Origin of the sequence: Nitrosomonas marina, from assembly GCF_900111605.1 — a bacterium.
Taxonomy (GTDB): Bacteria; Pseudomonadota; Gammaproteobacteria; order Burkholderiales; family Nitrosomonadaceae; genus Nitrosomonas; species Nitrosomonas marina_A.
The window spans coordinates 1-1,485 of the sequence record NZ_FOIA01000081.1 but is presented as its reverse complement, the minus strand read 5'-3'; the positions used below and the strand labels follow the sequence as shown (position 1 = coordinate 1,485).

1 protein-coding gene is annotated in these 1,485 nt (G+C 39.0%); it reads right to left on the bottom strand.

Annotated elements, in window-relative coordinates; all coding sequences use genetic code 11:
• Positions 1-598: 598 nt before the first annotated feature.
• The gene (locus BMY62_RS15805) at positions 599-1,216 is read right to left on the bottom strand and encodes an SLATT domain-containing protein (protein ID WP_090662232.1); all 618 of its coding nucleotides are present in this window, start codon (positions 1,214-1,216) and stop codon (positions 599-601) included.
• Positions 1,217-1,485: the final 269 nt, after the last annotated feature.

Genomic DNA, 1,485 nt, shown 5'->3' with positions numbered 1-1,485 from the left:
TTGTTCATGTGTTGTCATCGGCCATCCTCCTGTGAAAATATTCGAGGATAACCAGTTCAATTTCTAATTTATATATGGTGGGGCTAAACGCTTACTTTAAACACAATAATTCAGCTGATTTTTACTCTGTACTATGGTTCAAAGCCAAGTACGATCATCCTAGTGAATTATTGACATTTGTTAAAAAATATCAAAACTTCTGGCAAAGTGACTCTTTTCTCAGAAGACAAGTTACAGCAGTAATGAGCAGGCTTCTAGTCACTAACAGTAACGAAGTTGATGCTCTTCTGTACACACAAATATCTTCTGGAGTAACAAATACAGTGTCATTAGCCAATCAAATCCAGCTATTTTCACAACTGGACAAACTTGATGGAAAACTATGCTTCTATTTGTTTCCCAAGAACCTACAAAGGCCGTATCCTTTGCCCAAATTTCTAGTGCTTTGCTCAGTTCTCAATTCTGAGAAAATACGAACCAATGAGGATATTAAAAAATCTATTCTAGAAAACATAAAAGATCCGTACTATCGGAAATGGCTAGATTCTCAATACAATATAAATTGAGAGAAACTGTAATGATCGATCTGGGGGATGGCTTAGGTTTCTTTTGTATGAGGGTTCTTATACGGTGAAATCTCCGAAGCTGTCTTAGCTTTTTTCAGATCTGAAAAATTAGTTGGAAATGATTCGGCTTCAGTATTGATCTGATTATATTCTCCGTACAACTTTTCGTACTCAATCCATATTCCTTCTGGCGTGAAAGGAATGTCCAGATGCTTCTGCTGCAGTGCCTTGCATTGACGCGAGACATGAACGTACCTATTCCCAATTGATCTATGTCCTTCGGCAGCCTTGTGAAAATTAAAGAATGTTTGTATACCGCTCAAACTAGCTGCACCAAAAGCCAAGAATATTGAGACCAAAGCAAGGTGCTCGTTCGCAAGAAATGGCAAAACCGAATTGCTACTCCATAAGATAGCACTGCTTCCAACGTTTTCGGAAGGCAATGCGTTATTTATAGCTATGATGCCCTGCAAGTTGACTAAAACAATGCCCATAAAGAGGTTTGCCAAAATGACAGGTATACCAAAGACACGATGCCATAATATTTTCCTGCCGCTAGCGGAAAAATGTTTGCTTTTACCGATTTTTGAGTCAATGCGTAGTTCTTCTATAGCCGCTAGTCCACCAGAAACGCTTTTTTCTTGGGTCATGTATGTATCTCAGAGTATTCGGAATACTTAAAACGTAATTATAAAAGTTTCTAAAAAGGGAATATGATACGTCCCAAAATAAAACGTGACAAATCTGACGATTATTGCCGTGTTTTGACGAGCATTGGCGGTAATAAAATCAATAAAAACAGTGTTGTATTAGACCTGTTAATACGCAGGTCCCAGGTTGCACGCCGTTACCGGCAATCTATCTAACGGGTTGAAGTCCAGTCCGGGGAATTGCTCATTCACCCCGGTAGCACTGTGGA

What these genes read in the sequence shown, in the direction of transcription:
- BMY62_RS15805 (WP_090662232.1), bottom strand. Translation starts at nt 1,216, where the DNA reads ATGACCCAAGAAAAAAGCGTTTCTGGTGGACTAGCGGCTATAGAAGAA.